General features: G+C 73.0%; 28 protein-coding genes. 23 read left to right on the forward strand and 5 right to left on the reverse strand.

The window, feature by feature from the left end; all coding sequences use genetic code 11:
- The first annotated feature begins 136 nt into the window (after positions 1-136).
- From B5D80_RS10200 to B5D80_RS10270, 15 genes are all read left to right on the forward strand, one after another.
- Positions 137-901, forward strand: a complete 765-nt coding sequence (locus B5D80_RS10200; protein ID WP_088643579.1) for an ABC transporter ATP-binding protein — start codon at positions 137-139, stop codon at positions 899-901.
- Complete coding sequence (locus B5D80_RS10205; RefSeq protein WP_088643580.1) at positions 886-2,580, forward strand: ABC transporter permease; 1,695 nt, start codon at positions 886-888, stop codon at positions 2,578-2,580. Before B5D80_RS10200 ends, B5D80_RS10205 begins: the two co-directional genes overlap by 16 nt.
- On the forward strand, positions 2,580-3,089 hold the full coding sequence (locus B5D80_RS10210) for an SRPBCC family protein (RefSeq protein ID WP_088643581.1): 510 nt from the start codon (positions 2,580-2,582) through the stop codon (positions 3,087-3,089). Before B5D80_RS10205 ends, B5D80_RS10210 begins: the two co-directional genes overlap by 1 nt.
- A gap of 109 nt (positions 3,090-3,198) precedes the next feature.
- Positions 3,199-3,729, forward strand: coding sequence for a flavin reductase family protein (locus B5D80_RS35090; RefSeq protein ID WP_088643582.1), 531 nt, complete (start codon positions 3,199-3,201; stop codon positions 3,727-3,729).
- 292 nt (positions 3,730-4,021) lie between these two features.
- Positions 4,022-4,393 (forward strand): DUF485 domain-containing protein, encoded by a 372-nt coding sequence (locus B5D80_RS10220; RefSeq protein WP_088643583.1) that lies wholly within the window; start codon positions 4,022-4,024, stop codon positions 4,391-4,393.
- Positions 4,371-6,044: a solute symporter family protein gene (locus B5D80_RS10225; RefSeq protein ID WP_088643584.1), complete on the forward strand. Its 1,674-nt coding sequence runs from the start codon at positions 4,371-4,373 to the stop codon at positions 6,042-6,044. The genes B5D80_RS10220 and B5D80_RS10225 overlap by 23 nt, the downstream gene beginning before the upstream one ends.
- Before the next feature lie 163 nt (positions 6,045-6,207).
- Positions 6,208-7,185 (forward strand): GDP-mannose 4,6-dehydratase, encoded by a 978-nt coding sequence (locus tag B5D80_RS10230; RefSeq protein ID WP_088643585.1) that lies wholly within the window; start codon positions 6,208-6,210, stop codon positions 7,183-7,185.
- 77 nt (positions 7,186-7,262) lie between these two features.
- Positions 7,263-8,492 (forward strand): LCP family protein, encoded by a 1,230-nt coding sequence (locus B5D80_RS10235; protein ID WP_088643586.1) that lies wholly within the window; start codon positions 7,263-7,265, stop codon positions 8,490-8,492.
- A 260-nt stretch (positions 8,493-8,752) separates the two neighbouring features.
- Entirely contained in the window at positions 8,753-9,961 is a 1,209-nt protein-coding gene (locus tag B5D80_RS10240) for an LCP family protein (protein ID WP_088643587.1), read from the forward strand.
- Between the two features lie 197 nt (positions 9,962-10,158).
- Positions 10,159-11,100, forward strand: a complete 942-nt coding sequence (locus B5D80_RS10245; RefSeq protein WP_088643588.1) for an LCP family protein — start codon at positions 10,159-10,161, stop codon at positions 11,098-11,100.
- An 84-nt stretch (positions 11,101-11,184) separates the two neighbouring features.
- On the forward strand, positions 11,185-11,520 hold the full coding sequence (locus tag B5D80_RS10250) for a rhodanese-like domain-containing protein (protein ID WP_088643589.1): 336 nt from the start codon (positions 11,185-11,187) through the stop codon (positions 11,518-11,520).
- A 10-nt stretch (positions 11,521-11,530) separates the two neighbouring features.
- Entirely contained in the window at positions 11,531-12,322 is a 792-nt protein-coding gene (locus tag B5D80_RS10255) for a glycerophosphodiester phosphodiesterase (protein ID WP_088643590.1), read from the forward strand.
- A gap of 116 nt (positions 12,323-12,438) precedes the next feature.
- Entirely contained in the window at positions 12,439-13,896 is a 1,458-nt protein-coding gene (locus B5D80_RS10260) for a sensor histidine kinase (RefSeq protein WP_088643669.1), read from the forward strand.
- 53 nt (positions 13,897-13,949) lie between these two features.
- A complete protein-coding gene (locus B5D80_RS10265) occupies positions 13,950-14,396 on the forward strand; it encodes an ATP-binding protein (RefSeq protein ID WP_088643591.1) in 447 nt (148 codons plus the stop codon).
- Between the two features lie 53 nt (positions 14,397-14,449).
- A complete protein-coding gene (locus B5D80_RS10270) occupies positions 14,450-15,331 on the forward strand; it encodes a DUF5926 family protein (RefSeq protein ID WP_088643592.1) in 882 nt (293 codons plus the stop codon).
- 18 nt (positions 15,332-15,349) lie between these two features.
- Here B5D80_RS10270 and B5D80_RS10275 read toward each other — a convergent pair whose 3' ends face one another.
- Complete coding sequence (locus B5D80_RS10275) at positions 15,350-16,567, reverse strand: arginine deiminase (protein ID WP_088643593.1); 1,218 nt, start codon at positions 16,565-16,567, stop codon at positions 15,350-15,352.
- A 164-nt stretch (positions 16,568-16,731) separates the two neighbouring features.
- Here B5D80_RS10275 and B5D80_RS10280 point away from each other — a divergent pair, with 164 nt between their 5' ends.
- The 4 genes from B5D80_RS10280 to pheA all read left to right on the forward strand — a co-directional run bounded on the left by B5D80_RS10280 (position 16,732) and on the right by pheA (position 19,814).
- Complete coding sequence (locus B5D80_RS10280; RefSeq protein WP_088643594.1) at positions 16,732-17,469, forward strand: hypothetical protein; 738 nt, start codon at positions 16,732-16,734, stop codon at positions 17,467-17,469.
- A 175-nt stretch (positions 17,470-17,644) separates the two neighbouring features.
- Complete coding sequence (locus tag B5D80_RS10285) at positions 17,645-18,103, forward strand: hypothetical protein (RefSeq protein ID WP_088643595.1); 459 nt, start codon at positions 17,645-17,647, stop codon at positions 18,101-18,103.
- Between the two features lie 252 nt (positions 18,104-18,355).
- Positions 18,356-18,847 (forward strand): hypothetical protein, encoded by a 492-nt coding sequence (locus B5D80_RS10290; RefSeq protein WP_425437186.1) that lies wholly within the window; start codon positions 18,356-18,358, stop codon positions 18,845-18,847.
- A gap of 10 nt (positions 18,848-18,857) precedes the next feature.
- A complete protein-coding gene (gene pheA / locus B5D80_RS10295) occupies positions 18,858-19,814 on the forward strand; it encodes a prephenate dehydratase (protein WP_088643670.1) in 957 nt (318 codons plus the stop codon).
- 120 nt (positions 19,815-19,934) lie between these two features.
- On the opposite strand, the gene B5D80_RS10300 is transcribed toward pheA, so the two are convergent.
- The 3 genes from B5D80_RS10300 to B5D80_RS10310 form a co-directional block, all read right to left on the reverse strand.
- Positions 19,935-20,654, reverse strand: coding sequence for an AIM24 family protein (locus B5D80_RS10300; protein ID WP_088643597.1), 720 nt, complete (start codon positions 20,652-20,654; stop codon positions 19,935-19,937).
- A gap of 151 nt (positions 20,655-20,805) precedes the next feature.
- Positions 20,806-21,150, reverse strand: a complete 345-nt coding sequence (locus B5D80_RS10305; protein ID WP_194821738.1) for a metallopeptidase family protein — start codon at positions 21,148-21,150, stop codon at positions 20,806-20,808.
- A gap of 113 nt (positions 21,151-21,263) precedes the next feature.
- Positions 21,264-21,692 carry an OsmC family protein gene (locus tag B5D80_RS10310; protein WP_088643598.1) on the reverse strand — a complete coding sequence of 143 codons (429 nt, stop codon included), beginning with the start codon at positions 21,690-21,692 and terminating at the stop codon, positions 21,264-21,266.
- 153 nt (positions 21,693-21,845) lie between these two features.
- Between B5D80_RS10310 and B5D80_RS10315 the strand changes: the two genes are divergently transcribed.
- The 3 genes from B5D80_RS10315 (at position 21,846) to B5D80_RS10325 (ending at position 24,356) form a co-directional block, all read left to right on the forward strand.
- The gene (locus B5D80_RS10315; RefSeq protein ID WP_088643599.1) at positions 21,846-22,559 is read left to right on the forward strand and encodes a hypothetical protein; all 714 of its coding nucleotides are present in this window, start codon (positions 21,846-21,848) and stop codon (positions 22,557-22,559) included.
- Positions 22,560-22,722: 163 nt separating this feature from the next.
- Positions 22,723-23,544, forward strand: coding sequence for an HAD family hydrolase (locus B5D80_RS10320; protein WP_088643600.1), 822 nt, complete (start codon positions 22,723-22,725; stop codon positions 23,542-23,544).
- Positions 23,544-24,356 (forward strand): HAD family hydrolase, encoded by an 813-nt coding sequence (locus B5D80_RS10325; RefSeq protein ID WP_088643601.1) that lies wholly within the window; start codon positions 23,544-23,546, stop codon positions 24,354-24,356. The genes B5D80_RS10320 and B5D80_RS10325 overlap by 1 nt, the downstream gene beginning before the upstream one ends.
- A gap of 2 nt (positions 24,357-24,358) precedes the next feature.
- Here the strand turns inward: B5D80_RS10325 and B5D80_RS10330 are convergent, their stop codons facing one another.
- Positions 24,359-24,949 (reverse strand): bacterial proteasome activator family protein, encoded by a 591-nt coding sequence (locus B5D80_RS10330; protein ID WP_088643602.1) that lies wholly within the window; start codon positions 24,947-24,949, stop codon positions 24,359-24,361.
- Positions 24,950-25,020: 71 nt separating this feature from the next.
- On the opposite strand from B5D80_RS10330, the gene B5D80_RS10335 reads away from it, so the two are divergent.
- A complete protein-coding gene (locus tag B5D80_RS10335; RefSeq protein WP_088643603.1) occupies positions 25,021-25,866 on the forward strand; it encodes an alpha/beta hydrolase family protein in 846 nt (281 codons plus the stop codon).
- Positions 25,867-25,881: the final 15 nt, after the last annotated feature.

Consider the following 25,881-nt stretch of genomic DNA (forward strand, 5'->3'; position numbering starts at 1 on the left):
CGGTTCGTCCCGATCGGTGGGCGTAATGGCCCACGTACTCCCGGAACCACCCCTGCCAGGTCGTCCGCCTGCGGGATGATCCGGGATCGTCCCCTGGCGGGAGCGGCCCCTCGCCCGGTCCGGATACGGTCGAGGCATGACTGGTGAACACCCTGCGCTGGCACTCCGTGGCCTGGCCAAGCAGTTCGACGGCAAGGTGGCGGTCGCCGGGGTGGACCTGGCCGTCCCCGCCGGCTCGTTCTACGGCCTGCTCGGCCCCAACGGCGCCGGTAAGACCACCACCCTGTCGATGGCCGTCGGGCTGCTGCGGCCCGACCACGGCAACGCGTGGGTGCTCGGGCACGACGTCTGGGGCGACCCGGTCGAGGCGAAACGGCTGCTCGGCGTCATGCCCGACGGCGTACGCCTGTTCGACCGGCTCAGCGGCGCGGAGCTGCTGGCGTACCACGGTCTGCTGCGCGGCATGGACCCGGCGGTGGTCGACCAGCGGGCGGCGGAACTGCTCGACGTGCTGGCCCTCACCGACGCCGGCCGGACACTGGTGGTCGACTACTCCGCCGGCATGAAGAAGAAGATCGGCCTGGCCTGTGCGCTACTGCACGGCCCCCGGCTGCTGGTGCTCGACGAGCCGTTCGAGGCGGTCGACCCGGTGTCGGCGGCGCTGATCCGCGACATCCTGCACCGGTACGTGGTCGGCGGCGGGACGGTCGTCTTCTCCAGCCACGTGATGGAGGTCGTCGAGCGGCTCTGCTCACACGTGGCGATCCTCGCCGAGGGCACCATCAAGCGGGTCGGCACCCTCGCCGAGGTGCGCGGCGACCGGTCCCTGGAGGACGTCTTCGTCGAGGTCGTCGGCGGCCGGACGGCGACCGGTGAGGAGCTGGCGTGGCTGTCCCGGTGACCGTGGCCGAGCCCGCCGCGCGGGTCCGCGCGGTCTCCCCGCGCCACTTCGTCCGGCTCAAGCTGCGGGTGATGGGCAACAACTTCCGGGGCCAGGGCTGGCGGGTCGCCCTGTTCGTGGTCGGGATCCTGGTCGGGCTCTGGTTCGCGGCCGGCGGTTTCCTCATGTTCGCCGCCCCCGGCTTCGCCGACGAACCCCGCTACGCGGTGATGGCCGCGGCCTTCGGCGGCGGGGTGCTCGTGCTCGGCTGGCTGCTGCTGCCGCTCGTCTTCTTCGGCGTCGACGAGACCCTCGACCCGGCCCGGTTCGCCCTGCTGCCGCTGTCCCGCCGCACCCTGGTCACCGGGCTGTTCGCGGCGGCCCTGGTCAGCGTCCCGGTGTTCGCGGTGCTGGTCGCGGTCACCGGCCTGGTGGTCAGCGCCGCCCTGCTCGGCGGCGCGGTAGCCGGGGTCGTCGCCGCCCTCGGCGTGGTCGCCGGGGTGCTGCTCTGCGTCGCCGCCAGCCGCGCGGTGACCAGCGCGTTCGCCACCATGCTGCGGTCCCGCCGGGTGCGCGACCTGGCGGCCGTGCTACTCGCCGTGGTCGCCGCGCTGCTCGGCCCGTTGCAACTCGTGGTGCTGGCTGCGGTACGCACCGCCGACTGGGACCGGCTCGTCGGGGTGGCCCGGATCGTCGGCTGGACCCCGTTCGGCGCGCCCTGGACGATCGGCCTTGACGTGGCCGAGGGTCGGGCCTGGGCGGTACCGGTCAAGCTGCTCATCACCGCGGTCACCATCGGGGCGCTGCTGCTCTGGTGGTCCCGGTCGCTGGAGTCGGCGATGGTCGGCGCGGCCAGCGCCGCCCCGGCCAAGGCCCGCCAGGCACCGACCGGCGGCGCGGTCGCCCAACTCTTCCCCCGGGCCGTCGGCTGGGCCCGTCGGGACCGGTTCGGCGCGCTGGTCGCCCGCGAGTGCCGCTACTGGTGGCGGGACGCCCGACGGCGGGCCAACCTGATCACCATCGCCGTGGTCGGGATCTTCGTACCGGTGATGGTCAACCTCGGTGGCGCGGGGTTCGCCGTCGGCGAGGAGGGCTTCGAGGCCACCGGCGACCCGTCACCGGTGCTGCTCAGCATCTCGATGCTCTTCGTCGGCGTGCTCGCCTCGGTGACCCTGGCCAACCAGTTCGGCTTCGACGGCAGCGCCTACGCGGCAAACGTCGTGGCCGGGGTGCCGGGTCGGCTGGAGCTGCGCGCCCGGATGACCGCCTTCTCCGTATACGTGGTGCCGATGCTCGGCGTCGTCTCCCTGATCATCAGCGGGGTGCTCGGCCGGCCGGAATGGTTCGGGGTCGCGGCGGGCGCGCTGCTCGCCTCGTACGGGGTGGGGTTGGCGATCAACGGGTTCATCTCGGTGCTCGGGGCGTACTCGCTGCCGGAGACGAGCAACCCGTTCGCGATGAACACCGGTTCGGGGATCGCCAAGAGCATGCTCACCCTGCTGTCCATGGTCGGCTCGGCGGCTGCCGCCGTCCCGATGGTGGTGGCCGCCGGGCTGCTCGGCGACGTGTGGCTCTGGCTGGCCCTGCCGGTCGGCGCGGCGTACGGGGTGGGGGCGGCGCTGCTCGGGGCGTACCTGGCCGGGGACGTGCTGGACCGCCGGATGCCGGAGCTGCTGTCGACCGTCACCCCCCGCCGCTGATGCCCGTCGTCGAGGCGGTGACCACCGTCGCGGTCCCGCCGGAGGTGGCGTTCGCGGTGTCGCAGACCGTCGCGCCGGTGCGCTACCGGTGGGACCCGTTCGTCCGCGAGCAGCACTTCGTCGACGGGGCCACCCGCCCCGGCAAGGGGGTGCGTACCTTCACCCGGTCCCGGCACGGCCTGGCGATGATCAGCGAGTACGTCTCCTTCGCCCCGCCGACGAACGTCGGGATGAAAATGGTGCGCGGCCCGTGGTTCTTCGAGATGTTCGCCGGTGGCTGGCGGTTCGCCCCCGCACCCGAGCCGGGCCACACGGTCGCCACCTGGCGGTACAGCTTCCGCTGCCGGCCGGCGTTCCTGCGCCCGGTCGCCGACCGGGTCGGCGTCTGGCTGCTCACCCGGGACATCCGCCGCCGGATCGCCGGTTACGCGACCGGGTGCGCCGACCCGGAGGTGCTGGCCGCCGCCCGCGCCACCCTGCCCGGCCCCACCGGCACGGGTACGGCATGACGCCGCGCCGCCGTCACGGGCCGCAGCGGTCCTTGCCGGCGTAGACGATCGTGGAAGCTCGGCCGACTCTCGCCCCGACCGGGCAACGCGGGACGGGGCGGGGGCCACAATGTTTCACGTGAATCCAGAACCGGGTGCCGAGATCCACCACACCGACCCGTTCGCGGTGCCGACCGGGCAACGCTCGCCGGCACGTCGGCTGCGGGGGCGGCTCGCCGCGCCGGTGACGCTCTGGACCGCTCCCGGCCCGGCCGGGCTGACCGTGTCGTCCACCCTGGTCGCCGAGGGGGAGCCGGACCGGCTGCTCGGCCTGATCGACCCCGAGGCCGACCTGTGGCCGGCGATCGAGGACGCCGGTCGGTTCGCGGTGGCCCCGCTCGGGCCGTCCCACCGGCAGCTCGCCGACCGGTTCGCCGGGCTCTTCCCCTCGCCGGGTGGGCTGTTCGCCACCGACGCGTGGACCGACACGCCCTACGGGCCGGTGCCCGCCGACGCCGGGAGCTGGGCCGGCTGCCGCCTGGACACCGCCCGGGAGTACGGCTGGGCCCTCCTCCTCGAGGCGACCATCGAGACGGTCGAGATCGTCGGCGACACCCCGCCCCTCCTGCACCACCGGGGCCGCTACCACCAGCTTCCCTGACCCGTCGGGGGTGGTCGGGTCGCAATGTCACCGAAATAGCGGTGTCCTGGACAGCGGATACCGCTATTTCGGCCGAGGCGGGTGGATCACCGCCCGGTCAGCCCGGTCCGCCCGGTCCGCCCGTCCGTGCCGCCCGGCCCGCCCGGTGAGCGGGTGACGTGGGTCACTGGGCGCAGGTGGGGGACCGTTCGGCGCAGGGGACTGCCGGGATCGATCTGCACCTTTTCTTGCCGGCGGGCCGCTCTCTACGGTGCGCGAAACTCCCGATGCCTGTGAAGGTGGTGATCCACAGATGTCCACGGACACACCCACGCCCGCCCCGGCCGACTCGGCGGCGGAGCGTTATCTGGCCGTACAACGGTCGGACGAGTTCGTCGGGTTGCGCCGCGCGCTGCGCAGCTTCGTCTTCCCGATGACCGTCGCGTTCTTCCTGTGGTACGCGCTCTACGTGATCCTCTCCGCCTACGCGCGGGACTTCATGGGCACGAAGCTGTTCGGCAGCAACATCAACGTGGCGTTGATCTTCGGGCTGCTCCAGTTCGTCTCGACGTTCCTCATCGCCTGGCTCTACTCCCGGTACGCCGACCGCAAGCTCGACCCGACCGCCGACCGCATCCGCGCCGAGATCGGGGAGGTGAACCGTGAACACGGTCCTCGCGGTTGAGGCGGGCGGCGGCACCGCCCGCAACCTGACCATCACCCTGTTCCTGGTGTTCGTGGCGGTGACGCTGGCGATCACGATCTGGGCCAGCCGGCAGACCAAGACGGCCACCGACTTCTACGCCGGCGGCCGGTCCTTCTCCGGTTTCCAGAACGGCATGGCGATCGGCGGCGACTACATGTCGGCCGCGTCGTTCCTCGGCATCGCCGGCATCATCGCCCTGTACGGCTACGACGGCTTCCTGTACTCCATCGGCTTCCTGGTCGCCTGGCTGGTGGCGCTGCTGCTGGTGGCGGAACTGCTGCGCAACTCGGGCCGCTACACGATGGCCGACGTGCTGGCGTTCCGGATGCGCCAGCGGCCGGTGCGTACCGCCGCGGCGGTCTCCACCATCACCGTGTCGATCTTCTACCTGCTGGCCCAGATGGTCGGCGCGGGCGCCCTGGTCGCGCTGCTGCTGGGGATCAAGCCGGGCACGACCTTCCTGGGCATGGACGCCGACACCGCCAAGGTGGCCACCATCATCATGGTCGGCGCCCTGATGATCATCTACGTGACCGTGGGTGGCATGAAGGGCACCACGTACGTCCAGATCGTCAAGGCGTTCCTGCTGATGACCGGCGCGCTGGTGATGACCGTGCTGGTGCTGGCGAAGTACAACTTCAACCTGTCGGCGCTGCTCGGTGACGCCGCCGCGACGTCGGGCAAGGGCAGCGCGTTCCTCGAACCCGGACTCCGGTACGGCGTCGAGGTGGCCGGCAACTCGACCCAGACCTTCTACAACAAGATGGACCTGCTGTCGCTGGGCATCGCCCTGGTGCTCGGCACCGCCGGCCTGCCGCACATCCTGATCCGCTTCTACACGGTGCCGACCGCCAAGGCGGCCCGCAAGAGCGTGCTTTGGGCGATCGGCATCATCGGCACCTTCTACCTGTTGACGCTGGCCCTGGGCTTCGGTGCGGCGGCGCTGGTCGGCGGCAAGGAGATCATCGCGCAGGACAAGGCCGGCAACACCGCCGCGCCGCAGCTCGCCGAGGAGCTGGGCAGGTCCTTCCTCGGCGGCGACCTGGGCGGGGCGACCCTGTTGGCGATCATCGCGGCGGTCGCGTTCGCCACCATCCTGGCGGTGGTCGCCGGCCTGACCCTGGCCTCGTCGTCCAGCCTGGCGCACGACTTCTACGCCAACGTGATCAAGAAGGGGCAGACCTCCGAACGTCAGGAGGTCCGGGTGGCCCGGATCTCGGCCCTGGTCATCGGCGCGGTCTCGATCGCCCTGTCGATCTACGCGCAGAGCCTCAACGTGGCCTTCCTGGTGGCGTTGGCGTTCGCGGTGGCCGCCTCGGGCAACCTGCCGGCGATTCTCTACAGCCTGTTCTGGAAGCGGTTCAACACCTCCGGCGCGGTCTGGGCGATCTACGGCGGCCTGGTCTCGGCCGTGTTCCTGGTGTTCTTCTCGCCGGTCGTCTCCGGCGCACCCACCTCGATGTTCCCGGACCACGACTGGCAGTGGTTCCCGCTGTCCAACCCGGGCCTGCTGTCCATCCCGTTCGGGTTCCTCTGCGGCTGGATCGGCACGGTGATCTCCAAGGAGCACGACGAGGACAAGTACGCCGAGTTGGAGGTGCGCGCCCTCACCGGCGCGGGCGCGCACTGAACGACCGGCACCACGGGCCCCCGACGCGACCGCTCGCGTCGGGGGCCCACCCGTCGGTCACCCCGCGGAGACGCCCACCGGGCAGGGACGGGCAGGGTACGGGCCACGCCGGGGCCTCGGGTCGACCGGACCCCGGCCGGCGGGGAGAAGTAGGCTGGCCGCCATGAAGGTTGCCCAGCGGTTCGGAAACGGTCACCGTGTCCTGGTCACCGGCGGTGCCGGGTTCGTGCCGTCGCACCTGGCGGACGCCCTGATCGAGCGCGGGTGCACGGTGGTCGCGCTGGACAACTTCGTCACCGGTTCCAAGGACAACGTCGCGCACCTGGCCGAGCATCCCCGGTTCACCCTGGTCGAGGCGGACATCTCCGACGGCCTGCCCAACCACCACCCGGCCCTGGCGCAGCGGTTCGACGCGATCATGCACATGGCCTCCCCGGCCAGCCCGACCGATTTCGAGAAGCTGCCGGTGGAGATCCTCCGGGTCGGTTCGGTGGGCACCCTGCACCTGCTCGACCGCGCGGTCGCCGACGACGCCCGGTTCCTGATGGCCTCCACCTCCGAGGCGTACGGGGACCCGAAGGAACACCCGCAGCGGGAAACGTACTGGGGCAACGTCAACCCGATCGGGGTGCGCAGCGTCTACGACGAGGCGAAGCGCTTCTCCGAGGCGGCGACCATGGGTTACCGCCGCAGCCGGGGGCTGGACGCGGCGATCGTCCGGATCTTCAACACGTACGGCCCGCGGATGCGCCCGGACGACGGCCGGGCGATCCCCACCTTCATCTCCCAGGCGTTGCGCGGCGAGCCGATCACCGTGCACGGCACCGGTGACCAGACCCGGTCGATCTGTTACGTCGACGACCTGGTGCGCGGCATCCTGCTGCTGCTCGACTCGACGCAGAGCGGCCCGATCAATTGCGGCACCGAACACGAGATGTCGATGCGGCAACTCGCCGAGACGATCGTGTCACTCTCCGGCAGCACGTCACAGGTGACCTACGTCACCCGCAGCGCGGACGACCCGGAGATGCGCCGCCCCGACCTGACCCTCGCCCGGGACCTGCTGGGATACCAGCCGGAGGTCTCGCCCGAGGAGGGCCTGCGACGCACCATCGACCATTTCCGCGACCGGCTAGGGTAGCTCCCCCGCGCCACGCGGGACGGCCGGCGGGCTTCACATTCAGCGAACGCTCGACCCGGCTACGTACGCTGAAACGCATGTCAGCGACCTCGTCAGCCGGCGCCTCGCTCCCTTACCTGCACCGCAGCGCGGGCCGGGCCTCGGTGCCCGGTGCCGACCGGGCCCCCACCGGGCGCGCCCGGCAGTCCGACGCGCAGTGGTACCCGTCGCACCAGGAGAGCCAGCCCCGCTCGGGCGGACCGGGCGGCCCCGGCACACCGTCGGGGCCGGGCGGGCCGGGGAACTACGGCCGGCGCGGGCCGCGCCCGCGCTGGGGGCGGATCGCCCTGGTGGCGGGCGTGACGGTGCTGGTGGTGGCGCTGCTCGGCGGGATCGGGGCCTGGTTCTACACCCGCAACCTCAACGAGGACCTGGCCCGCACCGACCCGTTCTCGGAGATCACCGGTGGCCGGCCGGCGAAGGCGGTCGACGGGGCGCTCAACATCCTGCTCGTCGGCACGGACTCGCGGGACCCGGACGCGGCGGTCGACAAGCCGGGCGAGTGGCGGGCGGACACGCTGATCGTCATGCACATCCCGGCCGACCACAAGTCGGCCTACCTGGTCTCCGTCCCGCGTGACCTGTACGTGCCGATCCCCGAGAACGCGGGCGCGGCCTGCGACTCCGGTCAGCGTGCCAAGATCAACGCGGCGTTCGCCTTCGGTGGCCTGCCGCTGGCGGTACGCACCGTGGAGTGCTTCACCGACGTCCGGATCGACAACGTGATGGCGATCGACTTCGGCGGCTTCAAGGAGGTCACCGATGCGCTCGGCGGGGTCGACCTGAAGGTGGAGCAGAGCATCACCTCGATCCACAAGCCGTACCGGAAGTTCACCAAGGGCACCATGCACATGGACGGCGCGACGGCGCTGGACTGGATCCGGCAGCGCAAGCAGTTCCCCCAGGGTGACTTCGCCCGGATGCGCCACCAGCAGGAGTTCCTGCGGGCGCTGATGGACAAGGCGGCGAGCACTGGCACGCTGACCAACCCCAAGAAGCTGAACGCGTTCCTCCAGTCGGTGACCGACGCGGTGACCGTCGACAACGACTTCTCCCTCGGCGACATGGCGATCCAGTTCCGCAACCTGCGCGGGGAGAACCTGACGTTCCTGACCAGCCCGAACCTCGGCAGCGACACCATCAACGGCGAGTCGGTGGTGGTGTCCGACCGGGAGAAGGCGCTCGCGATGTTCAAGGCGATGTCGGCCGACACGATGGCGGACTGGGTGGCGGCCGACAAGAAGGCGGCCGCCGGCAACGGCAACTGAGACGTCGCCGGGGCGGGGGCGGGCCGGCGCGGTCCGCCCCCGTGTGTCAGGCAGATTTCGACGGACGTCATCAGAGGTCGTTTCCGGACCGCTTGATCATCGGACGCCAACAGCCGTCCGGTCGCATCGATTCGCCCGAACGGATGAATCATGGGGCTAAAGGTCAGGTTGTCTGGGATTTGTGCGTGTGACGACCTCGCCTTGCCGGGAAGCGGTACGTAAAGTGGTCCCGCCCCCCGATCACGCGAGCTGGAGCACGCATGCCGGTTCAGACCAGCCCCCGCCCATCGTCGCTGAGCGCCGACCCCTACCGGGCGTCGGCCGCCGTCCCGTCACCGGGCGGTCGCGGCGGTCGGCCCTCCGCCACGGCCCGCAAGCGCGCCCGGCGCAAGGACCCGCTCTGGGCGCGGCTGACCGTGGTCTTCGGCGCGGTGCTGATGCTGACCAGCGGCGTGGCGATCGTCGGCAGCAAGGCGCTGATCAGTCAGGCCACCGGCAACATCGCCCAGCGCAACCTGCTCGGCGGGGCGGGCAAGACCGAGGCCGAGGGCGGCGCCAACCTCGACGGCCCGATCGACATGCTGCTGCTCGGCGTGGACGCCCGGGAGCGCTGGGCCGCCGACGACGTCCGCTCGGACAGCATCATCGTGCTGCACATCCCGGCCAGCCACGACCAGGCGTACCTGGTCTCGATCCCCCGGGACACCGAGGCGCAGATCCCGCCGTTCAAGAAGAGCGGGTTCAAGGGCGGCACCGACAAGATCAACGCGGCGTTCCAGGCCGGCGCGCGCAACGGCGGCGGCTGGGAGGGCGGCGCGCAGCTGATGGCCCAGACCATCAAGAACATGACCGGGGTCAGCTTCGACGGGGCCGCGATCATCAACTTCGGTGGCTTCAAGAACGTCATCGACACCCTCGGCACGGTGCGCATCTGCGTCAGCCACGAGGTGAAGTCGCACCACATGATGATGGTCGACGGCAAGCAGATGTGGAACGCGGACGCCAAGAAGACCGGCCGGCCGATGACCCCGGTGGTCTACAAGAAGGGCTGCCGGGAGATGAACGGCCTCCAGGCGCTCGACTACTCGCGGCAGCGCTACGGCCTGCCGAACAGCGACTACGACCGGCAGCAGAACCAGCAGCAGCTGATCAAGGCGATGGCCCGCAAGGCCACCGACAAGGGCATGTTGACCAACCCGGTCAAGGTCAACCAGTTGATCAAGGCGGCCGGCAAGGCGTTCATCCTGGACACCGGCGGCGTGCCGGTGGCGGACCTGGTGTTCACCATGCGTGGGGTCACCGCCAACGAGTTGACCATGCTGCGGACCAACGGCGGCACGTTCAACGGCAACGCCAACAACCGTGAGGCGCTCAGCCAGCAGACGCTTGACATGTTCCAGGCGATCAAGGAAGACCGGCTGGGCGAGTTCGTGTACGCCAACCCGAGCGTGCTGTCCACCCGTAAGTGACCGGCCGGTAGTCGCGGCGAACCGGCCCGGGGGCCGGTCGGCCCGCCGTAGCCTGACGTGAGAACTGTTCACGTTACGGCCACGGGGAGGGCGTCACGGCCAGGTCAGCGCGATCCGACCGGGGGCGGGGCACACCGCCTTCCGGCCGGCGCAGGGCACGCTGGCCACGGGCCCTGCTCGGCGTCGGCCTCGCCCTGGTGCTGCTCGCCGGGTTCGCCGTGGTCGGCGTGCGGCTGCTCGCCCACCGCTACGAACGCACGGTCAGCAAGGAGCAACTGCTCGCCCCCGACGCCCGGCAGGCCCGCACCGAACTGGAGACCGGGCTCAACTACCTGATCGTCGGCTCCGACCGACGCCCCGACGCACCCGGACCGGACCAGCGGTCGGACACCATCCTGATCGTGCACGTCCCGCCCGGCCTGCGGGAGGCGTACCTGATTTCCGTCCCCCGGGACCTGCTGGTCGCCATCCCCCCCGACGGCGTCGGCTACGCCGGGGGCCAGGACAAGATCAACGCAGCGTACGAGCACGGCGGCGGCGGCGAGGGCGGCACCCGCCTGCTCTCGGCCACCCTGACCCGGCTCACCGGCATCCGCTTCGACGGGGCGGCCCTCATCGACTTCGCCGGCTTCCGACGCGTCATCGACCTGCTCGGCGGCATCCGGATGTGCGTCGACACCGAGGTCCGCTCGATCCACACCGGCGTCCTCTTCCCGGTCGGCTGCCAGCAGATGGACGGCGCACGGGCGCTCGACTACGCCCGGCAGCGCTACGACCTGCCCAACGGCGACTACGACCGGCAACGGCACCAGCAGCAGATGCTGCGCGCGATGATGGACCGCGCCGGCGAGACCCACCTGCGCACCGACCCGGTGCAACTCGACCGGGTGCTGCGGGCGGTCGGCAACGCGCTCACCGTCGACACCAACGGCGTACCCCTGGACGATCTGCTGTTCGCCCTGCGGTCGCTGCCCGCCGACGCGCTGCACGGGGTGCAGCTCCCGTCCTACCCGCAGACCATCAACGGCATCTCGTACGTGGTGCTCGACAACGGCGGCGGCGGGCTCTTCGACGCCGTCCGCACCGACCGGCTGCCCGACTGGTCCCGGGCCAACCCGCGCTGGGTCAACCGGCTCTGACCGTCGCGCCGTCCACCCGCCGCCAGACCGCCACGCCGAGCGCCGACGTGCCCTCGCCGGCACCGAGGATCTAGGCTTTCGACCGTGTTCGGATCCCAGGTTCCCAGTGTCCCCGTGACCGCGATCGACGACGACACCTACCTGCTCGACGTCCGCGAGGACGACGAGTGGGCGGCGGGCCACGCGCCCGGCGCGCACCACGTACCGATGATGGAGCTGCCGGCCCGGCTCGCCGAGGTGCCCACCGACCGCGACGTCGCGGTCATCTGCCGCTCCGGCGGACGCTCCGCCCAGGTCGTCGGCTACCTGCTCGGCAACGGCTGGGAGCAGGTCCGCAACGCCGACGGCGGGATGCGGCAGTGGGCGGCCGTCGGCAGGCCGGTCGTCACCGGGGACGGGCAGCCCGGCCAGGTCATCTGAGCAGCGGAGGATGGCTGATCCACTGGTCTTCGCGCACCGCGGCGCGTCGGCCGACCTGCCCGAGCACACCCTGGCGGCCTACCTGCGGGCCCTCGACGAGGGTGCCGACGGGCTGGAGTGCGACGTCCGGCTGACCCGCGACGGGCACCTGGTCTGCGTACACGACCGGCGGTTGAACCGGACCAGCAACGGTCACGGCCTGGTCAGCGCCCGCACCCTGGCTGAGCTGGAGACCCTGGACTTCGGCTCCTGGCACCCCGGGTGCGCACCGGCCGACGGCGACGCCGTACCGGACGACACGCGTACCCGGCTGCTCACCCTGGACCGGCTGCTGACCGCCGTGCGCGACGCCGGTCGCCCGGTCCGGCTGCTGGTGGAGACCAAACACCCGTCCCGCTACCGGGGTGACGTCGAGCGCCGGCTGGTGACCATGCTGCGTCGGCACGGGCTGGCCGAGCCGCGCCCGGACGACCCGGTGCAGGTCACCGTGATGTCGTTCTCCCCGCTGGCGGTACGCCGGGTCCGCGAACTGGCCCCGGCGCTGCCGACCGTGCTGCTGCTGGAGGTGCTGCCGCGCTGGTTGCGACTCGGCCGGCTGCCGTTCGGGGCGCGGATCGCCGGGCCGGGCATCGGCCTGGTCCGGGCCCGCCCGGCGCTGGTGCCCGCGCTGCGCGCCGCCGGCCACCCGGTGTACGTCTGGACGGTCAACGAACCCACCGACCTGGAGCTGGTCCTCGACGCGGGGGTGGACGGGGTGATCACCGACCGGCCCGCGTACACCCTGGCCCGGCTGGGCCGGTGACGCCCGGCTCACACCGGCCCCCGGCCGACGCCGGGGGTTGGGGCCGGCACCGGCTGCCGGAGCCGGGTGACCTGCGGGGGGTGCCCGAACCGCCCGGCACGGGGCAGACTCGGGGCATGCCGGAGCGCACCGACCTCGCCACCCTCATCGCCGACCACGGCGCGGTGATCGAGATGATCAACTCAGGTGAGGCCGGCCTGCCGGTGCTCACCTCGCTGCTCCGGGCGGCCCGCCCCACGCTCGGCGCGGCCTGCGTGGCCTTCGTCGAGTTCGCCCCGACCGGCGGCCGGGTGATCGCCGCCAGCGGCTGCGCCGAGTGGACCATCGGCCGCCCGCTGCCCGCCTCCGACCCGGCCACCGTCTGCCTGCTCACCGGGCCCCGGGTCCGGCAGGCCCGGCTCGACCGGCTGGACGGTCCGCTCGCCGCGGAACTGGTCGACGACGGCCTGCGTCGCATGATCGTCGCCCGCGCCGAACTCAACGGGCTCACCGTCGGCACCCTGCACGCCCTCTACCCCGACGACGACGAGACCGAGGACCGCGTCCAGCACGCCCTCCTCGGCTACCTCGCCTCCTGCATCGCCCACATGTACGGCGACCAGAGCGGCCTGCCGGTGCACGGCGACGGCCCGGTCGTCGCCGCGCTCGCCGACGGCCTGGCCGTGGTCGACCGGGACGGCCGGGTCCGGCTGTGGAACCCGGCCGCCACCCAGGTCACCGGGCGCAGCGCCGGTGACGCGATGAACCGGCCGCTGCCGTTCCCGCTCCCCGCGGCCGGCCAGGTGCTCGACCACCAGCTCCCGGACGGGCGGTGGCTGCGGGTCACCACCGGCGAGCTGGTCGGGCCGGGCACGCTGCGGGTGATCACCTTCCGGGACATCACCGACCAGCGACGCCGGGAGTCCGACCGCGACCTGTTCGTCGCGGTCACCAGCCACGAGCTGCGCACCCCGGTCACCGTCATCAAGGGGTACGCCGACACCCTCACCGACCACTGGGAGTCGCTGACCGACCACGACCGGCGGCAGGCGGCCCGGGTGATCGGTCAACGGGCCAACGAACTGGCCCGGCTGGTCGACCGGCTGCTCACCTCGGCCACCGACGTACGCTCCGACGGCGAGCCGGCCGTCCCGTTCGACCTCGGTGAGGCGCTGCGCGCGGCGGTCCTGGACCTCCCCGGCGACCTGCGCCGACGCCTGTTCCTGCACGCGCCGGCAGACCTGCCCAAGGCCCTCGGGGACCGGCGCAGCCTGACCACCGTGCTGACCGAACTGTGCACCAACGCGGGCAAGTGGGCGCCGGCGGACTCCCCGATCGAGGTGTTCGCGTCGGCCGACGGGCAGACCGTGTCGTTCCGGGTGACCGACCGGGGGGTGGGCATCCGGCCCGAGCACGTCGAACGCGCCTTCGACCGGTTCTGGCAGGGCGAGTCCGGCGACCGGCGGGCCTATCCGGGTGCCGGACTCGGCCTCTATCTCGTCCGCCGGATCGTTGAACAGCAGAATGGATGGGTATCCCTACGTCCACGCGACGGTGGCGGTACCGTCGCAGAGGTGCGGCTCCCCCGCGGGTGAGTCGCCGGTGGGCCGGACGACCCACCGCGGGCACGGGCCGAGAAGGAGCCGGGGTGTCGACGGGACGAGCCGAGCGTTCGTGGTGCGTGGTGGTCCCCCACCACGCCACCGGCGCGCGGCTGGCCCGGCACCGGCTCGCCGACGAACTCGCCGACCTGGTGCCCCCGCCGCTCCTCGCCGACCTGGTGGCCGTCCTGGCCGAACTGGTCGGCAACGCGGTCCGGCACGCCGACCCGCTGCCCGGCGGCGTGGTCCGGGTCGCCTGGCGGCTGCGTCCGACCCGGACCGGGCCTGGTGTGTCCGTCCGGGTGACCGACGGCGGCGCCGGGGCCGGCCCCCGGATGCGGGCCGCCGGCACCGACGCCGTCGACGGCCGGGGCCTGCACATCGTCGCCGGGCTGGCCAGCCGCTGGGGGGTCGACCGGGACGGCCTGGGGCAGAGCGTCTGGGCCGAGTTCGACCCCGCCGACTGCCGACCGGACCTGGTCGCCGCCGGCTGACCGGGGCGGGTCCTTCCCCCACCGACGCCCGCCGGGCTCTAGGCTGTCTCGCCGTGAGCAAGCGTCGAAAGAACCAGCGCGCCGAGGCCGCTCCCCGCCGGGAGAAGATCCGGGACGTGTTCGTCCCCCGTCCGTTCGAGGGGCTGGCGGACGAGCCGGAGTGGATCGCCCTGCGCGAACTCGTACCGGCCGCCTCGGCACCGCTGCGGCTCACCCCGGACCTGGTCGAGGAGCACGGCGACCGCCCGGTCACGCTGGCGACCGTGCTGCCGATGGCCGCCCCGGCGATGACCAAGCCGGACGGTCGGGTGTTCATCGGCCTCCAGCGGCACCAGCAGTCCGGCGACGTCTCCCGGGACCTGGCCGACGCGCTGCTCTGCGCGCTGCGGACCGAGCCGGGCGGGGCGGTGACGGTGCCGCCGCTGCCGGGCCCCGGCCCCCGCCTCCAGGACATCCTGGTGGACGGCCCGCTGGAGATCACGATGCACGACGGTTTCGAGTTCTGGCTCGACCCGGGCGCGGCCGACGACCCGACCGTGCAGGCGTCCCTGGAGCGGGCGAACGCGGCGATCTACCCGACCGTGAAGCTGGCCGCCGCGCGGGCCGCGTACTGGTGCCAGGTGCCGGAAAAGGCGCACGTGCGGTGGGTGCTCGGCGACGACGAGGACGCCGCGCTGGACGCGCTCTCCCGGCTCTCCGCCGCCGGTGCGCTCACCCTCGGCGAGGGCACGAAGTTCGCCGGCATGTTCCGGGCGCACGGCCGGCTGGCACCCGTGTGGGACCTGCCGGAGGACGTCCCGGCCGCCGAGTGGGAGGAGCCGGTGGCCGCGTTCGCCAAGCGGTACGCCGACGCGCTGGCCGAGAAGGAGCCGTTGGACGCCGCCGGCCGTCGGGCCCGTCAGGGCCTGCTCGGCCGCCAGCTCACCCTCCGCTAGGCCGCCGGGCGGGGCGGTTCAGCCGGCCGGCGGACGCAGCGGCTCGCGGACCAGCGGGCAGGACATGCAGCGGGGGCCGCCCCGGCCGGAGCCCAGCTCCGAACCGGCGATCGGGATGACCTCGATGCCGGCGCGCTCCAGCTGGGCGTTGGTCTCGACGTTGCGTTCGTAGCCGACGCAGAGCCTCGGGGCCAGGGCGAGGGTGTTGTTGCCGTCGTCCCACTGCTCGCGTTCGGCGGTCACCGGGTCCAGGCCGGTGTCGATCACCCGGAGCTGGTCGAGGTCCATCGCGTCGGCCGCCGCGCGCAGGAACGGCGCGGGGCCGTCCACCCGGGGCTCGCCGTCCGGCCCGGCGATCACCGTGTACGCGGACAGCGTGCTGGCCACGTTGGGATACATCAGCACCGCGTCGACGTCGACCATGGTGCACACGGTGTCGAGGTGCATGGTGGCCCGTTCCTGGGCGATCGGCACCACCAGCATGGTGTGCGCCAGGCCGGCGGCGAAGACCTGCCGGGCCAGCCGTTCGGCGCCGGCCGGGGTGGTCCGCTCACCCACCCCGACGGCGAGCACGCCGGGGGCGAGCAGCAGCACGTCGCCGCCTTCGAGGTGTTCCAGGCCGGGATGGTAGACGGTCCTGGTGCCGACGAAGCGCGGGTGGTGCCGGTAGATCGCGTCGGTCAGCGTGGTCTCCCGGCGGCGGGCCGGCATGGCGAGGCTGGTGACCCCGACCCGGTCGCCGATCCACAGTGACGAGTCCCGGGTGAAGAGCAGGTTGGGCAGCGGGTCGATGACGAACTCGTGCCGGTCCATCATCGTCCAGACCAGACCGCCGGGGCGTTCGGCGCTGATCCGCACCTCCTCGTGGGCGAGGCCGGCGATGAGCACGTCGGCGAGCGCGGCGGGGTCGAGGTAGGCGAGGTGGTCGGCGACCCGGCGGCGCAGGGTGTCGCCCAGCCGGGGTGACGCGAGCACCTGCTCGGTGAGGTCGGCGCGGGCGTCGGCGACGGCGAGCGTCTCGGCGAGCAGGGTGGCGAGGTAGAGCACCTCCACGCCGCGTCCGCGCAGCTCGGCGGCGAAGGCGTCGTGCTCCTCCTGGGCCCGGCCGACCCATGGGATAGCGTCGAAGAGCAACGAGTCGTTGTTGCGGGGGGTGAGGCGGGCCAGTTCCGGACCCGGTCGGTGCAACAGCACCGTGCCGAGTCGACCGACCTCGCTGTCCACGTAGTGGGTCACCCCCGCAGCGTAGGACAGTGATGAACGATGTTCAGCGGAAGAACTGCGGATGAATATGGCATTCATCCGCACTCATTCCGGCGTTCCAACTTGCCGTACCCCCACAGTGGCGACGTAGGGTAGTGAGAACATAACTTTCGAGGGACCTTTTGCCGGAGGTCGCGATGACTGTCTTTCCCGCTCGTCGAGCCGTACCCACCCGGGCACTGCCGCCCGTGACGGTGCCGCACCCCCGTCCCGACGGGTCCGCGGCTCTCGACCCGGCCCGTCCGACCCCCCTGGAGTGGGCACGTCGACGCCGGGCCGAGCGGGGCGCCCGCCGGCTGGAGGCCGCCGGTGCGCGGGCGCTCGGTCAGCTCGACCACCTGGGCCCCGCCTGGCACGTCATCGAGTGGCCGCGTACCGACGTCTCCGACGTCCTGCGCGACCACGGTCAGGACGAACGCGCCGGGTTCCTCGCCATCGGCCCCAGCGGGCTGTTCGCGGTCAGCATCGCCGACCACGGCCGGGCCCGCGTGCTGGTCGCCGGGGACGTGGTGCAGATCAACGGCAAGCGCCCGCCGTACGTGGCCGAGGCCCGGCGGGACGCCAAGCGGGCCAGCAAGGCGCTCACCGAGGCGGTCGGGCTGCCGATCCCGGTGACGCCGGTGCTGACCTTCGTCGGCTCCGGCGTCATCAGCGTCTACGGCCTGCCGAAGGACTGCATGATGGCGACCCACCGGGAGCTCGACCGGCTCCTCGTCGCCGGAGGCAACCGGATCAGCCCGGCCACCGCCGAGAAGCTGTCCCGGGTCGCCCAGGCCCCGCAGACCTGGCACAACGGCACGTACCGTCCCACCGGCGACTACCGGTGGTACGACGAGGGCCGAACGGCCGCTGACAAGCCGGCGGGTCGCCGGTAACGTCACCGGCGACGCCCCGCGGTACCGGTCCCCCCGACATGCCGGTCCGCGCCGTCGCCGGCCGCCCACCAGGGCACTTGATCCCTCCACCGGCGGCCGGTGGCTCCCGCGCGGTCGGCGACCGTCACGAAGACCGGCTAGCGTGGACAGACCGTCGGTGTACCTAGGAGGCGCGGTGGCCCACGTCGAACTCTCGCTCCCGGACGTGTTCGTGCCGGCGGCGCGGACGCCGACAGGGCCGGGGTGCGACAACGTCGGGAAGTGGTCGGCGAGCGTCTCGCACGCCGAGGAACCCTGCCTGCTGATCGACGCCGAAACCCTGGTGGTGGCCATCTCCGCCGCCGGCTGCGAACTGCTCTGCCTCGGTGCCCCCGAGGACGTGGTCGGCCTGCCGCTGCTCGAAGGGGGCCTGCGGCTGCTCGACTTCACCGCCGCCCGGCACGAGCTGCCCGAGCAGGAGACCGACAAGATCCCCCCGCTGCTCGCCCTGCACTCCGGTCGACTCGCCCGGGGTCTGCTGCGGGTGCAGCCCGCCGGCGACGCCAGCACCTACGCCACCGTCGACGCCGTCTCCACCCCGATGCTCACCGGCGGCTCGGTCACCGGTTCACTCACCTTCTTCTCCCCGATCTGACCGCACCCGCACCCGCGCCGGTCTGCCCCGCGCCGGGCGGCGGCGTCGGGCGTCGCGGCGGCCTTCACCGGGCGGGCGGTTTTTCCTACGATGGGTTCACCCCACCGGCCACACGACCGGCCCCCTCCCACGGTCCGTGACGGCCGCCCCCGTCGCGACGCCCCCGCGCCCGAATCCCCCGAGGACCGGCCCGTGCCGCCTGACCCCGCCCACCGCCCCCCGTACCGGCGGCCGGTCGCCGCCCGCCTCGCCGTGGCCCTGCTCGCCGTGTCGCCGTTCACCGGCTGCGCCGCCCCGCCCGAACGCCAGCTACCCGCCCCGGTCGTCCCGTCCACGCCGGCCGTGACCCTGCCGCCGCCGACGTCGCCCCCCGTCCTGCCGGTGACCCCCACCCTGCCGCCGACGTCGACGCTGCCGACCCCCACCGTCGCGGCGGTCGCGACGGCCTGCGCCGGCCGTCCCCCGGCCGACCGGGTGATCGGGTTGCTCCGCGGGAACGTGCTACCCCGCGACGTGCCGGTGCGGGCCGTCGACGGGCCGCTCTGCGCCGACGGCTGGCAGTACACCGTGCTGTCGGTCAGCGGGCACGAGGAACTCCAGGCGGTCAGCCGGGGGACGCCGGACGCCCTGCGGCTGGTCACCGCCGGTACCGACGTCTGCTCGATCGAGGTGAAGGCCGTCGCGCCGCCCGCCATCCGGACGTTGGCCTGCGACACCGGGGCCGGGCTGCCACCGGGTGCGTAGGCTGGGCGACATGCCCGGAACACCGCCGACCCGCTACGTCTACCTCGGCCCGGAGGGCACCTTCGCCGAGCAGGCGTTGCGTACCGTCCCGGCCGCCGAGCGCGGCAGCCGCACGCCCGCCCGCAGCGTCGGCGAGGCGCTGGAGAGCGTACGGGCCGGTGAGGCGGACGCGGCGCTGGTGCCGATGGAGAACTCGATCGGCGGTGCGGTCGGGGTGACCCTGGACGAGCTGGCCGAGGGGGACCCGCTGGTGATCACCCGGGAGGTGATCCTGCCGGTGGAGTTCGTGCTCGGTGCCCGCCCCGGCACCGACCCCGCCGGGGTACGCAGCGTGGCCGCCCACCCGCAGGCGTCCACCCAGTGCCGCAACTGGCTGCGCGCGCACCTGCCCGACGCCACCGTGGTCGACGTGCTGTCCAACGGCGCGGCGGCGGCCGGCGCGGCCAACGGCGAGTACGACGCGGCGATCTGCGCCCCGATCGGGGCGGCCCGGCACCGGCTGACCCTGCTCGCCGACAAGATCGCCGACCATCCGGACGCGGTGACCCGGTTCGCCCTGCTGTCCCGCCCCGGCCCGCCCCCGCCGCCCACCGGCGACGACCTCACCTCGCTGGCCGTCTACATCGCGCACGACCGGGTGGGCGCGCTGCTGTCGGTGCTGATGGAGCTGGCCGTGCGGGGGGTCAACCTGACCCGGATCGAGTCCCGCCCCACCGGGGAGGCGCTGGGCCGGTACGTCTTCTTCCTCGACTGCACCGGTCACGTCGCGGACGTCCGGCTCGGCGAGGCGTTGCAGGGGCTGCGGCGGGTCTGTGCCGAGGTGCGCTTCCTCGGGTCGTACCCCCGGCACCGGTGGGCCGACGCGGCGGGTGACCGGCCGGTGCCCGCGCCGGCCGGGCTCTCGGACACCGACTACACCGACGCGGCGGCCTGGCTGGCCCGGCTGCGCTCCGGCGAGCTGAGCTGAGCCCACGCCACCGTCCGCGCGGCAGCGGGGCACGGGTGCGGACCGCACCGATCGGCCCGACGGTCGCGCAGACGAACGGGGGCGGCCCCGGCCGGGACCGCCCCCACGTTTCGCCGAAGGTCAGCTCAGCAGGCCGCCGAGCAGACCCTGTTGCTGCTGCTGGCCGCCGCTGCCCTGGACCGGCGGCTCCTCCGACGGCTGGACCACGACGAAGCCCTGGCCGGCGAAGCTCATGGTGAACGCCTCACCGGTGCTGCGGCCGAGCAGGGTGCCCAGGCCGAGCTGCTCGGCCCGGTGGTAGCCGGTCTGGAGGTTGGCCGACCAGCACACCGCCGCCTGCGGGTCGACGTAGGTGGGCGCGTCGACGTTGAGCACGACCGGGGTGCCCTTGGTGGTGATGGCGATCCGGCCGTAGCCGCTGAACACGCAGTTGAACAGGCCCGACGAGGCCATTCCCGCGCCGCCGACCATCTTGATGTCGTACGACAGGGTGGAGTCGAAGGCCAGCACGCTGGACCCGTTGATCGACAGCGCGTCGCCCGGCTCCAGGTCGATGATGTGCACGTCCTTGGCCAGCTCGGCCAGGAAGACGTCGCCGTGGCCGCTGAGCTTCATCAACGGCACGCCCTCGCCGGTGAGCCGCTGCTTGATGAACTTGCCGATGCCGCCCGAGCCCAACGCCTGGAACTGCACCTGCCCCTGGTAGGCGACCATCGACCCGACCCGGGCCATCGCCTCACCGTTGAGTTCGATCTTCAACATCTTGGAGTTCTGCAGCCGCATGCCGGGCTGGGCGGACTCCTTCTCCAGGTTCTCCGCGGAGAACAGCGCGCTGCGCATTGGGTCTTCCTCCTGATTGGGGGTGTGCTCACCACACGGTAGGCAGCCCCCGCAAGCCGCCGCATCGGCCGAGCGGCGCGCCGGCCCGGCTCCGCGCACGGAACCGGTCAGGAACACGCAGACGACCGGCCGCAGGGGGCGGGCGGCGGGCTCAGCCCCAGCCCAACGCGTGCAGCCGCTCGTCGTCGATGCCGAAGTGGTGGGCGATCTCGTGCACCACGGTCACCGCCACCTCGTCGACCACGTCGTCCTCGGTGGTGCAGATCCGCAGGATCGGCCGGCGGTAGATGAAGATCCGGTCGGGCAGCACACCCGAGTAGTTCCAGCCGCGTTCGGTCAGCGCGTGCCCCTCGTAGAGGCCGAGCAGGTCCTCGCCGGGCGGTGGGTCGTCCTCGACCAGGATGACCACGTTGCTCATCAGCCGGAGCAACTCCTCGGGCACCTCGTCGAGGGCCTCGCCGACCAGCTCCTCGAAGCGTTCACGGCTCATCTCCACGGGCACCCCACCCATTGTGCCCGACCTGCCGCCCGCCCACCGGTCCCGCCGGAGCACCGCCCGTACCCCGTCCGCCGTCCGGCCCGCGCGGGCCGGACGGCGGACGGGACGGATCAGGCGAGGCGGGCGGTGAGGCTGATCTGCGCGCCGGGGGAGAGCAGCCGGGAGATCGGGCAGCCCTCCTTGGCGGCCTCAGCCAGCTTGGTGAACTGGGCCTCGTCGAGGCCCGGGGCCTGGCCGACGGTCTCCAGGTCGATCCGGGTGACGGTCATCCCCGCGTCGGTCTTGTCGAAGTGCACCTTCGCGGTGGTCTCCACCGAGGTGCCGGACACCCCGGCGTCGGCGAGCTGCTTGGAGAGCGCCATCGAGAAGCAGCCCGCGTGGGCGGCCCCGATCAGCTCCTCCGGATTGGTCCCCTCGCCCTCCTCGAAGCGCGACTTGAAGGAGTAGTTCCCCTCCAGGCCACCCTTGCCGGTGCGGACGGTCCCGGCGCCCTCGGTGAGGTTGCCCTGCCAACGTGCGGATGCGGTACGGATAGGCATACCCGAACGCTAGTCGAAAGCCCCGCCCGCGGCGACCGACCCGGCGAGCCCGGCAGCGGCCGACGTACGGCGTTCCGAGGCGTCGGCGCTGCCGGGTCGGGGCGTACCGGCGTGGGATGATGCGGGTCAGGCCCGCGACGCGGAAGGTGGCCGATGTCCCAGGATCTCCCCATCCCGAGACAGGACGACCGCTCGGACGACACCCCCGTGCCGGAGTGGGGTGACCCCGGGCGACCGGCGGGCGGACGGTTCGGGCACTGGCCCGCCACGCTGCGCCGGGACCGGCGGCTGCCCCCGGTGCTGGCCCTGCTCGGCGCGGTCGCCGCCACGGCCTCGATGACCGGGGAGTGGCTGGTGATGACCGTGCCGAACGGTGGCCCGGAGGGCAGCGGCACCATCCGGGTGCCCGGTGGGGTGGCCGAGGTGGGCGGCTTCGGGATCGCCTACCTGGTGGGGCTCCTGTTGCTCAGCGTCGCGGTGGCGCTGAGCCTGCGCGGGCGGCCGGCGGTCCGGCACGACGCCCGGGTGGCCGGGCTGGCCGTGGCGGGCACCCTGGTGATCCTGCTCACCGTCACCGCCTTCTCGTTGGACGACTCGGGCCAACGGGCGCTGTTCTACTCCCCGGAGGACGGGTTCCGGGTCGACTACGGCCGGGGCCTGGTGATGGCCTTCGTCGCCGTCGCGCTGGTCGGGGCGGCGCTGCTCACCACCGTCGGGCAGCCGGAGGGTCCGCCGGTCGACGCCACCGGGTCGCAGGCCGACCCGGACGGGGTCGACCCGGACGGGGACGACGGGCGGCCGGCCGCGCCCACCGGCCTGACCGTCACCCCGACGGTCCCGTTCGCCCGCCGCGAACCGCACCCCTGAGCCGGCCGGGGCGGACGCCGGACCGCCGCACGGCGGTCACCGGTCGTTGCCTGCTGATTCGCCCGGAAGCCGTGGTTGCGACCCGGACGGCGAGGTACGGTTGCTGCCCGCCGTCACACCGGGTCGGACGACCGGTACGGACGGCGGCGGGCAAGGAGGAACGATGACCCGCCCGGGACTGCCCAAACTCATCGCCACCGACCTCGACGGCACCCTCGTGCGCAGCGACGACACCGTCTCGGCGTACACCCACGGGGTGCTCGCCCGGGTGCGGGCCGCCGGTATCCCGGTGGTCGGCGCGACCGGCCGTGGCCCCCGGTTGAAGGAACTCACCCGCAACGACATCCGGGCCGCCGACTTCCTGGTGATGGCCGGTGGTGGCTGCGTGGTCGACCAGAGCGACCCGGCCGGCCCGGTGGTGCTGCGCGACGAGCGCCTCTCCGCCGGGGTGCTGGCCGCCCTGCTGACCGACCTGGAGGCCGCCGTCGGCCCGCTGACCGTCATGGTCGAGGGCTCCGACGAGCACGACGCGCCGCTCTGGGGCGACTACCACCCGTCCTGGCCCTACCCCGAACTGTTCGAGGCGCGCAGCCGGGCGGAGTGTCTCGCCCTCGACGTGATCAAGGCGTTCGTCCGGACCGCCGACCACGACGTGGACGAGTTGCTGGCCACCGTCCGCCGGATCGTCCCGCCGCAGGTCGCCACCCTCACCCAGGCCGGTCTCGGCTTCGTCGAGATCACCCCGGCCGGGGTGGACAAGGCCAGCGGCCTGAGCGTGGTCGCCGAGCGGCTCGGCGTCGACCCGGCCGACGTGCTGGTCTTCGGGGACATGCCCAACGACCTGCCGATGTTCGCCTGGGCCGGCTGGTCCCGGGTGGCGGTGTCCAACGCGCACCCGCTGGTGCGGGCCGCCGCCGACGAGGTGACCCTGCGCAACGACGACGACGGGGTGGCGGTCTACCTCGACCGGCTACTCTCCCGGTGATGGCAGAGACACCAAGGCTGGTCGCCACCGACATCGACGGCACCCTGCTCGGCGACGAGCGCCGGCTCAGCGCCCGTACGGCGGCGGTGCTGGAGCGGATCTCCGCGGCGGGCACGCCCGTCGTGCTGGTCACCGGCCGCCCGATCCGCTGGCTCCAACTGGTGTACGACCAGCTCGCAGCCCCGCTGCCGGCGGTCTGCGCCAACGGCGCGGTGGTGTACGACCCGGACACCGACCAGGTGCTGCGGGCCGACCCGCTGGCCCCGGAACTGCTCGCCGAGGTGGCCCGCCGGCTGCGGGCGGCGGTGCCGGAGGTCAGCTTCGCGGTGGAGATCGTGGACAGCCGGCAGATGCGGCACGAGGCGCACTACCCGCTGCGCTGGGACGCCGACCACGAGGCCATCCGGGCCGTCGAGTCGCCTGAGGAGTTGGCCTCGGTGCCGGCGGTGAAGCTGCTGGCCCGCGCCGGCACCCAGGACCCGGACGCCTTCGTGCAGGTGGTGGCGGGGGCCCTGGAGGGGCTGGCCGAGGCGACCCACTCGTCGTACAGCGGGCTGGTGGAGATCTCCGCCGCCGGGGTGACCAAGGCCGCCGGGCTGGCCTGGTACGCGGCCCGGGTCGGGGTGGCGCAGGCCGACGTGCTCGCCTTCGGCGACATGCCCAACGACGTGCCGATGCTGACCTGGGCGGGGCGGGCGGTGGCGGTGGCCAACGCCCACCCCGCCGTGCTGGAGATCGCCGACGAGGTGACCGGGGCGAACACCGCCGACGGGGTGGCGGCGTACCTGGAGAAGGTCTTCGGGGTGGGCTGAGGTCAGAGGTACTGGCCGGTGTTGTGGCCCTCGCCACCGGGCTGGCCCATGCCGGGCATGCCGGGGATCATTCCCCCGCCGGGGCCGCTGGGCAGGGCGGGACGGCCACCGGAGCGCATCTGCTCAAGCTGCATCCGGGCGGCCATCTGCTGGGCCACCAGGGTGGCCTGGATGCCGTGGAAGAGCCCTTCCAGCCAGCCGACGAGCTGGGCGTGGGCGATCCGCAGCTCGCCCTCGCTGGGCGCCTGGTCCTCGGCGAACGGCAGCGAGAGCCGTTCCAGCTCCTCGCGCAGCTCGGGGGCGAGGCCCTCCTTCAGCTCGACGATCGACCGCTGGTGGATCTCCCGCAACCGGTGCCGGCTGGCGTCGTCGAGCGGGGCGGCCTTGACCTCCTCCAACAGCTGCTTGATCATGCTGCCGATCCGCATCACCTTGGCCGGCTGCTCGACCAGGCGGGTCGGGTCCTCGCCGGCCTCGTCGGTCTGCACGGTGCCGACCGGGCGGCCGTCCGGGCCGACCACGACCACGGTGCCCGACTGCCCGTCGGGGCGGCCCGGCTCGTCAGCTTGTCCAGTGGGGTGCGCTTCGGTCATGGCCCCATCTTTACCCACCCGATCCCGTCGCACCCACCCGGACCTCCACCAGCCGCGCTACCGTCGCCGGCATGTCCCACGACCCCCGGGCGGTGCTCAGCCGGCCCGCCCCGCCGCCGGACCTGACCGTCGCCTACGGCGACCAGCCGGAGCAGCTCGTCGACCTGCGCCGGCCGGCCGGTGGTGGTCCGGTCCGGCCGCTGGTGGCGGTGGTGCACGGGGGCTTCTGGCGGGCCGAGTACGACCGCACCCACACCGGCCCGCTCGCCGCCGCTCTGGCCGAGGCGGGTTGGCCGGTGGCCCAGCTGGAGTACCGGCGCACCGGCCAGCCCGGCGGTGGCTGGCCGAACACGCTCACCGACATCCGGGCCGGGGTGGCAGCGCTGCCCGGGGTGGCGGCGCAGGCCCTGCCGGGGGTGGTCGCGCCGGGGCCGCCGCTGCTGCTGGGGCACTCGGCGGGTGGGCAGCTCGCGCTGCACGTGGCGGCACACGCCCCGCAGGACGTGGCCGGGGTGCTGGCGCTGGCCCCGGTCGCCGACCTCGCCGAGGCGTACCGGCTGGGGTTGGATTCGGGGGCGGTGGCCGCGCTGCTCGGTGGCGGCCCGGCCGAGCACCCGCAGCGGTACGCGGCAGCCGACCCCCGCCTTTCGGTGTCGGGGCAGACACGGACGGTGATCCTGCACGGGGGTCGGGACCGCCAGGTGCCGGTCGCCCTGAGCAGGTCATATGCTGCCACCGCACGGGCCACCGGCACCCCGGTCACCCTCATTGAGCTGCCGGAATGCGAGCACTTCGGGTTGATCGACCCGCTCTCGGCGGCCTGGCCGCAGGTAAGGGCTGCGTTGCAGTCGTTGCTTGAAGATCAAGATCCATTGACGCAGGGTCGCCCACCAGGTAGAACGCCGGAGGGGCGGTGACGCCCGGCAATGCTC

It is taken from the genome of Micromonospora wenchangensis, from assembly GCF_002210435.1.
Lineage (GTDB): Bacteria > Actinomycetota > Actinomycetes > Mycobacteriales > Micromonosporaceae > Micromonospora > Micromonospora wenchangensis.

What these genes read in the sequence shown, in the direction of transcription:
- B5D80_RS10240 (WP_088643587.1), top strand. Translation starts at nt 8,753, where the DNA reads ATGCCGGTTCAGACCAGCCCCCGCCCATCGTCGCTGAGCGCCGACCCC.
- B5D80_RS10315 (WP_088643599.1), top strand. Translation starts at nt 21,846, where the DNA reads ATGTCCCAGGATCTCCCCATCCCGAGACAGGACGACCGCTCGGACGAC.
- B5D80_RS10200 (WP_088643579.1), top strand. Translation starts at nt 137, where the DNA reads ATGACTGGTGAACACCCTGCGCTGGCACTCCGTGGCCTGGCCAAGCAG.
- B5D80_RS10335 (WP_088643603.1), top strand. Translation starts at nt 25,021, where the DNA reads ATGTCCCACGACCCCCGGGCGGTGCTCAGCCGGCCCGCCCCGCCGCCG.
- B5D80_RS10260 (WP_088643669.1), top strand. Translation starts at nt 12,439, where the DNA reads ATGCCGGAGCGCACCGACCTCGCCACCCTCATCGCCGACCACGGCGCG.
- B5D80_RS10330 (WP_088643602.1), bottom strand. Translation starts at nt 24,949, where the DNA reads ATGACCGAAGCGCACCCCACTGGACAAGCTGACGAGCCGGGCCGCCCC.
- B5D80_RS35090 (WP_088643582.1), top strand. Translation starts at nt 3,199, where the DNA reads ATGTTTCACGTGAATCCAGAACCGGGTGCCGAGATCCACCACACCGAC.
- B5D80_RS10210 (WP_088643581.1), top strand. Translation starts at nt 2,580, where the DNA reads ATGCCCGTCGTCGAGGCGGTGACCACCGTCGCGGTCCCGCCGGAGGTG.
- pheA (WP_088643670.1), top strand. Translation starts at nt 18,858, where the DNA reads ATGCCCGGAACACCGCCGACCCGCTACGTCTACCTCGGCCCGGAGGGC.
- B5D80_RS10320 (WP_088643600.1), top strand. Translation starts at nt 22,723, where the DNA reads ATGACCCGCCCGGGACTGCCCAAACTCATCGCCACCGACCTCGACGGC.
- B5D80_RS10310 (WP_088643598.1), bottom strand. Translation starts at nt 21,692, where the DNA reads ATGCCTATCCGTACCGCATCCGCACGTTGGCAGGGCAACCTCACCGAG.
- B5D80_RS10235 (WP_088643586.1), top strand. Translation starts at nt 7,263, where the DNA reads ATGTCAGCGACCTCGTCAGCCGGCGCCTCGCTCCCTTACCTGCACCGC.
- B5D80_RS10230 (WP_088643585.1), top strand. Translation starts at nt 6,208, where the DNA reads ATGAAGGTTGCCCAGCGGTTCGGAAACGGTCACCGTGTCCTGGTCACC.
- B5D80_RS10220 (WP_088643583.1), top strand. Translation starts at nt 4,022, where the DNA reads ATGTCCACGGACACACCCACGCCCGCCCCGGCCGACTCGGCGGCGGAG.
- B5D80_RS10300 (WP_088643597.1), bottom strand. Translation starts at nt 20,654, where the DNA reads ATGCGCAGCGCGCTGTTCTCCGCGGAGAACCTGGAGAAGGAGTCCGCC.
- B5D80_RS10280 (WP_088643594.1), top strand. Translation starts at nt 16,732, where the DNA reads ATGACTGTCTTTCCCGCTCGTCGAGCCGTACCCACCCGGGCACTGCCG.
- B5D80_RS10255 (WP_088643590.1), top strand. Translation starts at nt 11,531, where the DNA reads ATGGCTGATCCACTGGTCTTCGCGCACCGCGGCGCGTCGGCCGACCTG.
- B5D80_RS10325 (WP_088643601.1), top strand. Translation starts at nt 23,544, where the DNA reads ATGGCAGAGACACCAAGGCTGGTCGCCACCGACATCGACGGCACCCTG.